This is a genomic window from Bacteroides cellulosilyticus DSM 14838 (assembly GCF_000158035.1).
GTDB classification, from domain to species: Bacteria; Bacteroidota; Bacteroidia; order Bacteroidales; family Bacteroidaceae; genus Bacteroides; species Bacteroides cellulosilyticus.
Genome location: NZ_EQ973490.1, coordinates 2,012,159 through 2,019,992 on the forward strand (window position 1 = coordinate 2,012,159; position 7,834 = coordinate 2,019,992).

The following is a 7,834-nucleotide window of genomic DNA, read 5'->3' on the forward strand; positions in this document are numbered from 1 at the left end:
GACGGTTTGCAGGGCTGTGAGTTCAATCAACGTTCCATTAAACGTCTTTCCTCGGGTGAGATTGCAATGGGAGGTATGTATGGATTGAATACTTTCAGACCGGAGAATATCAAATATAACCGGACGTTGCCCAAGGTGATGTTTACCGGCTTCCAGCTTTTCAATGAAGAAGTGGAGGTTGGAAAGGAGTATGGTGGACGTGTTTTGCTGCGTGAGTCGCTGAATAAAGCCAGAGAGGTGAAACTTGATTATAAACAGAATGTCTTCACTGTATTGTTTGCATCGGATAATTACGTCTTGCCTGAGAAAACCCAGTATCTGTATAAACTGGAGGGATTTAATGAGGATTGGATGGCAGGTGCGGCTGATATGCACCGCGTTACTTATACGAATTTGGCACCCGGTACTTATACGCTGAAAGTGAAGGCAATCAATAGTGATGGATTTGCCGGAACAGAAGAGTCAAGCCTTAAAATAGTAATCCTACCGCCTTTCTGGATGACCCCCTGGGCGTATGTTCTGTATGCTATGTTATTGATAGGCACATTGCTGCTGGCTCGCAATGCTGTGCTGCGCCGTGAACGCAATAAGTTCAGGATACAACAGATGGAACGTGAAGCAGAGCGGAATGAAGAAGTCAATCAGATGAAATTCCGTTTCTTTACCAATGTGAGCCATGAACTGCGTACACCGCTGACGTTGATCATTTCTCCGTTGGAAGGAATGATGAAAGAAACCCATGATGAACGGAAGCAGGAGCAATTGAAACTGATGCATCGTAATGCATTGCGGTTACTGAATCTTGTGAACCAATTACTTGATTTCCGTAAAAATGAGGTGGCAGGGTTGCATTTGAATCTTTCGGAGGGGGAGGTTGTATCGTATGTTCACTCTATATGCAACTCATTCCTGATGCTTTCGGAAAAGAAAAACGTGCATCTCACTTTTTTTTCGGCAATCGAATCGTTGAATATGTCGTTCGATGAGGATAAAATAGGTAAGATAGTGATGAATCTGCTCTCTAATGCGTTTAAGTTTACTCCGGATGGAGGGCGGGTGGATGTTTCTCTTGAACTGATAAAAGGAACTACGGAAACATTGGAAATCAAAGTATCCGATACGGGGGTAGGTATCAGCGACTTTGATAAAGAACGTATATTCGAACGTTTCTATCAATCGGAGCGTATAGGTGATAGTAACCCCAGTACGGGGAGTGGTATCGGTTTGAGCCTGGTACGTGATTACGTTACGCTGCATGGCGGTGTGGTGCGCGTGTTCGACAATGTGGGTACGGGCAGTGTATTTGTGGTAGATATTCCGGTGAAACATTCGGTGGTGAACGTAGCGACTCCACTCTCGGAAGAAGCTGCAGAAGAGGATGCGGTGGCACTTGCTTCAGTGGAAGAATTGAATGAGGAAGAACGGAAGAAGCCACTTGCACTGATTGTGGATGATAATGAAGATTTTGTTTCTTTCATGCGTTATACGTTGAGTCTGTATTTCCGTATAGAATCTGCCGGAAACGGAAAGATAGCCTGGCAGATGATACCGGAACTGATGCCGGATATCATCGTTTGTGATGTGATGATGCCTGAAATGGACGGGAACGAACTGTGCCGTTGGGTGAAGGCTGACAAGCGTACAAGTAATATTCCTTTTGTGTTGCTTACGGCCAAGCAATCCGTAGAGAATAAGGTGGAAGGTCTGACGATTGGTGCGGATGACTATGTGACGAAACCTTTCAATATGGAGGTACTGATTTTGCGCATGCGTAAACTGATAGATTTGAGCAGCAAAAATAAACTTCGCACCCGTATTGATCCCGAACCGAGTGAAATCGTTATCACTTCGATGGACGAAAAGCTGATTGAGAATGCGATAAAGTATGTGGAGACGCATATTGCCCGTCCCGATTTATCTGTGGAAGAATTGAGTCATGAACTGGGCATGAGCCGGGTGCATCTCTATAAAAAGCTGTTGCAGATTACCGGTAAAACTCCGATAGAATTTATTCGTATTATCCGACTGAAACGTGCGGCACAACTTCTGCGCGAGAGCCAGCAGAATGTGTCGGAGGTTGCCTATCAGGTGGGCTTCAATAACCCCAAATATTTCAGTAAGTATTTCAAGGATGAATTCGGTGTTTTACCCTCTGTATATCAGGAAAAGGAGGGTAAATAACAAAAAGTACCCATTGTTGAAACATCTGATATTTCTATAAATCAAATAAGCCCTTTCCTTTCAACATCGGGAGGGCTTGTTTACTGTATGATTTCCTACTTTTACACTCGGGAAAATAACTTTAAAAACAAAGATATGAAATTGAAAAACACTTCAGTTTGTTTGCTCGCAGGATGGATGCTGATGGCATGCTCCGGAGGCGGGTATGAGAAGACGAGTAACGGCATTATTGTAAATGTCGAACAACAGCAACCGACGGATGTGCGAAAGGTGAAGGTTGAAGTAATGGGAGAGAAGTTGATTCATGTGTCAGCCACTCCCGAAAAAAACTTTTCAAAGGCGGAAAGCCTGATTATAGTTCCCCAAAAAGATAAGACGGACTTCAGCGTGGAAGAAAGTGAAGATGCCGTTTCGGTAAAAACCTCAGAGGTGTGCGCCATTGTATCCAAAGCCACGGGTGAAGTACGCTTTACCGATGCTTCCGGTAACCTGATTTTGGCGGAAGATGAGAAAGGCAGGAGTTTCAAGCCTATCGAAGTGCAGGGAACAAAGGCGTATACGGTACGTCAGGTATTCCAGTCACCCGATGATGAGGCATTCTATGGACTGGGACAACACCAGGCTGATGAATTCAACTATAAAGGTAAGAACGAGGAACTTTTCCAGTATAATACAAAGGTTTCCGTACCTTTTATCGTTTCCAATAAGAATTACGGTATTCTGTGGGATAGTTATTCGCTTTGCCGTTTCGGCGATCCACGTGATTATGCACAGTTAAGCACAGTTTTCAAACTCTATGATAAGGAGGGTAAGGAAGGTGCTTTGACAGGAACATACGTACCCTCTCAGAAATCAACAGCGGAGACACTGGTACGCCGGGAAGATTCTGTTTATTTTGAACATCTGAAATCGGAAGATTTGTCGAAAGTCGTGAACTTACCAGAAGGATTTCCTTTCATGGGTTCGCAGGTGACGTATGAAGGAGAAATTGAGCCGATGGAGAGTGGTAGGTTCCGTTTTATCCTCTATTATGCAGGATATATGAAGGTATATATTGATGGTGAACTGGTGGTTCCCGAACGTTGGCGTACGGCTTGGAATCCGAACAGCTATAAGTTTGCCGTAGATTTGAAAGCCGGTAAACGTGTTCCATTGAAAATTGAATGGATTCCTGATGGATATGTATCCTATTGCGGTTTGCGTGCATTGTCTCCTGTATCTGCTGAAGAACAGAACAAACAGTCGTGGTGGGGAGAAATGCAGAATGAAATCGATTATTATTTTGTTTATGGCGAGGATATGGACGAGGTAATCAGTGGATATCGTGCTCTGACCGGAAAATCACAAATCATGCCGAAGTGGGCGATGGGATACTGGCAGAGCCGCGAACGTTATAAGACGCAGGAAGAAATACTGGATGCTTTGAAGGAATTCCGTAAACGTCAGATTCCCATTGATAATATTGTGCTCGACTGGAGCTACTGGCCGGAAAATGCCTGGGGGAGTCATGAGTTCGACAAAGCTCGTTTCCCTGATCCGAAAGGAATGGTAGATTCTATTCATGCTCTGAATGCCAAGATGATGATTTCCGTTTGGCCGAAATTCTATATGACTACGGAACATTATAAAGAGTTTGATGAAAAAGGCTGGATGTATCAGCAGGCCGTTAAAGACAGCATTCGTGACTGGATTGGTCCCGGCTACATCGGTTCTTTCTATGATGCTTATGCTGAGGGTGCACGGAAGCTGTTCTGGAAACAGATGGAAGATCATCTTTATCCCCTCGGAATTGATGCCTGGTGGATGGATGCCAGTGAACCGAATGTACGCGACTGTACGGATTTGGCTTACCGGAAAGCTTTGTGTGGTCCGACTGCTCTCGGTCCGTCCGACCAATATTTCAATGCGTATGCGTTGATGAATGCTGAGGCTATTTATGACGGACAACGTGCCGTAGACAATGACAAACGTGTATTCTTGCTGACTCGTTCGGGATTTGCCGGATTGCAACGTTATTCTACCGCAACATGGAGTGGCGATATCGCTACCCGTTGGGAAGATATGAAGGCGCAGATTTCTGCCGGACTGAATTTTGCAGTCAGCGGTATTCCTTACTGGACGATGGACATTGGCGGATTCTGCGTAGAAAAACGCTATGAAGACGGACAAAAGGAATTCAATAAGACCGGAAAAGAGAATGCGGACTATAAGGAATGGCGTGAATTGAATACACGTTGGTATCAGTTTGGCGCATTCTGCCCGTTGTTCCGTGCACATGGACAGTATCCGTTCCGTGAGGTATGGAATATAGCTCCCGAAGGACATCCGGCTTATAGTTCTATAGTGTATTATACGAAGTTGCGCTATACGATGATGCCTTATATTTATTCATTGGCCGGGATGACTTATTTTGATGATTATACGATTATGCGTCCGCTGGTAATGGACTTTACGGCAGATACAAAGGTGAATAATATCAGTGATCAGTTTATGTTCGGTCCGGCGTTGATGGCGGCTCCGGTGTATGAGTATGGTGCACGCACTCGGGAGGTCTATTTCCCGGCAACTTGCGGTTGGTATGATTTCTATACCGGTAAGTACATGGCCGGTGGGCAACAGTTGAGAGTGGACGCTCCCTATGAACGCATGCCGCTCTATGTACGCGAAGGGGCTATTGTGCCTTACGGACCGGAAATGCAGTATAGTGATGAGAAGCCTGCGGAAGAAATCACACTATATGTATATGCGGGTAAAGATGGTGAGTTCACTTTGTACGAGGATGAAGGTGTGAATTACAACTACGAAAAAGGACAGTATGCCACCATCCCGTTTACTTACAATGATGCGGAAGGCACTCTGACTATTGGTGACCGTGCAGGAGAATTTCCCGGTATGCTGAAAGAACGTACATTTAACGTTGTAAAGGTAAGTAAGGATAAGCCGCAACCTTTTGACGCGAAGGCTAAGGGAGTGACGGTGAAGTATGATGGGAAGCGGCAGAGTGTGTCAATATCATGAAACAACTATTAATAATACCAATATCCTGTTTGCTCCTCTTCTTGGTATTGGGAGGTTGCACCTCCGCTGAACGGGTTACTGATAACCGTCGACAGGACTTCACCGCTGACTGGACTTTCCATCTGGGAGATGACTCTGCGGCATCCCGTCCCGATTATGACGACACGGCATGGCGGATCCTCCATCTTCCACATGACTGGGCTATCGAGGGAGAGTTCAGTAAGGATAATCCTTCCGGAACAGGAGGAGGGGCATTACCCGGTGGTATCGGTTGGTATCGCAAAACGTTTACTGTTGACAAAGCGGATGAAGGCAAGCGCCTGTATATTGATTTTGACGGTGTATATATGAATTCGGAAGTCTTTATCAATGGTCATTCCCTTGGTTTACGTCCTTATGGATATGTCTCGTTCAGTTACGATCTGACTCCCCATATCAAGTGGGGCGGAAAGAATGTAGTTGCCGTACGTGTGGACAATGCGGAACAACCTAATTCCCGCTGGTATTCGGGATGTGGCATCTACCGTAATGTATGGCTTACGAAGCTTAACCCTGTGCATATAGCGCAATGGGGTACTTTTATCACGGCGCAAGATGTGTCGAAGAACAGTGCACGACTAAACATACGTACTAAAATACAGTATGATGCGGCCGCTCAACTGCAAGATTCCGTGAAGCAGGCGGATGGTACGTATGTTGTTTTTGATTCGGAAATTGTTTCCTTGGCAGATGTTGTGTTGCAGTCACGGCTGATGGATGCAGAAGGGAATGTTGTGGGTGAGGTTGCATCGGAACTGCAAGTGATACCTGCCTGTCCGAACGAGGTAGAACAGGAAATTGTAGTGAAGAACCCTAATCTTTGGAGCGTGAACACTCCTTATATATATAAGGTGAACAGTATCCTTATTGATAAGACAACCGGTAAAGTATTGGATAACTACTGTACGAATACCGGTATCCGTACCTTCCGTTTTGATGTACAGAAAGGGTTTATTCTGAATGGAGAACGGCTGAAGATTAATGGTGTATGTATGCATCATGATCTGGGGTGTCTTGGGGCGGCAGTTAATATCCGCGCTATCGAGCGCCAGTTGGAGATACTGCAAGAAATGGGCTGTAACGGCATTCGCTGTTCTCATAACCCTCCCTCACCAGAACTGCTCGATCTTTGTGACCGTATGGGATTTATCGTAATGGATGAGACGTTCGATATGTGGCGCAAAAGAAAAACGGTTCATGATTATTCCCGTTACTTCAACGAGTGGCATGAACGCGATCTGACGGATTTGATACTTCGCGACCGTAACCATCCTTCTGTTTTCATTTGGAGCATTGGCAACGAAGTGCTGGAGCAATGGTCGGATGCAAAAGCGGATACGCTGACCTTGGAACAAGCGAACCTGATTCTGAATTTTGGTCATGATCAGAGTATGCTGGCGAAAGAAGGTGAGATGAGTGTGAACTCTTTACTGACGAAGAAACTGGCAGATATGGTAAAAGCTCTCGATTCTACTCGTCCCGTTACGGCTGGCTGTAATGAACCGAACCCGAATAATCACTTGTTCCGTTCGGGAGCATTAGATCTCATCGGCTTTAATTATCATGATGATTGGTTTGCCGGTGTACCCGAGAAATTTCCCGGTAAACCGTTCATTGTGGCGGAAAGTGTATCAGCACTGATGACGCGTGGCTACTACCGGATGCCGAGTGACGAAACTGTTATTTGTCCTGAACGTTGGGATAAACCTTATTTTGATGATAGTTTCTCCTGTTCTTCGTATGATAACTGTCATGTACCTTGGGGGAACAGTCATGAGGGCACGATGCGCCACGTGAAAAATAATGATTTTATCAGCGGACAGTATGTCTGGACCGGGTTTGACTATTTAGGTGAACCGACTCCTTACGGTTGGCCTGCCCGTAGCTCTTATTTCGGCATTGTCGATTTGGCCGGTTTTCCGAAAGATGTGTATTATCTCTATCAGTCGGAATGGCATCCGGGGAAAAAGGTATTGCACCTTTTTCCGCATTGGAACTGGGCGCCGGGGCAGGATATAGATATGTGGGCTTATTATAATAATGCGGATGAGGTCGAGCTTTTTGTAAATGGCGAGTCGCAGGGTGTGCGTACAAAAGGTAAGGATGATTTTCATGTCGTATGGCGTGTGAAGTATGAACCGGGTGTGGTAAAAGTCGTTTCCCGCAAGGATGGAAAAACGGTATTGGAGAAGGAGATCCATACAGCCGGAGAACCAGCACAGATATGCTTGAAGGCTGATCGGAATGAAATCAAATCAGATGGCAGAGATCTTAGTTTTGTAACAGTGGAGGTGCTGGATAAAGATGGTAATCTTTGTCCGAATGCCGATAATCAGATCATGTTCGATGTGCAAGGTGCGGGATTTATTGCCGGTGTAGACAATGGTAGTCCTGTTTCAATGGAGAAATTCAAAGCTGATCATCGCAAGGCTTTCTATGGGAAGTGCCTGGTGGTTGTTCAAAGTGACGGAAAATCCGGAGGCATCAAACTGACGGCTACATCCGAAGGATTGAAAACGGCAGTGACCGCTATTAAAGCAAAATAAAAGTAACTTGTTAGCAGAATTCATTTATAACGGTATAGGAATGAATAAGA

General features: G+C 45.3%; 3 protein-coding genes. All 3 read left to right on the forward strand.

What is annotated here, in order from left to right:
• A partial coding sequence (locus tag BACCELL_RS27125) for a hybrid sensor histidine kinase/response regulator transcription factor (protein ID WP_007212001.1) occupies window positions 1-2,181 on the forward strand: 2,181 nt, incomplete at its 5' end.
• A gap of 135 nt (window positions 2,182-2,316) precedes the next feature.
• Window positions 2,317-5,199, forward strand: coding sequence for a TIM-barrel domain-containing protein (locus BACCELL_RS11680; RefSeq protein WP_044153812.1), 2,883 nt, complete (start codon window positions 2,317-2,319; stop codon window positions 5,197-5,199).
• Complete coding sequence (locus BACCELL_RS11685) at window positions 5,196-7,784, forward strand: glycoside hydrolase family 2 TIM barrel-domain containing protein (protein ID WP_007212003.1); 2,589 nt, start codon at window positions 5,196-5,198, stop codon at window positions 7,782-7,784. Before BACCELL_RS11680 ends, BACCELL_RS11685 begins: the two co-directional genes overlap by 4 nt.
• Window positions 7,785-7,834: the final 50 nt, after the last annotated feature.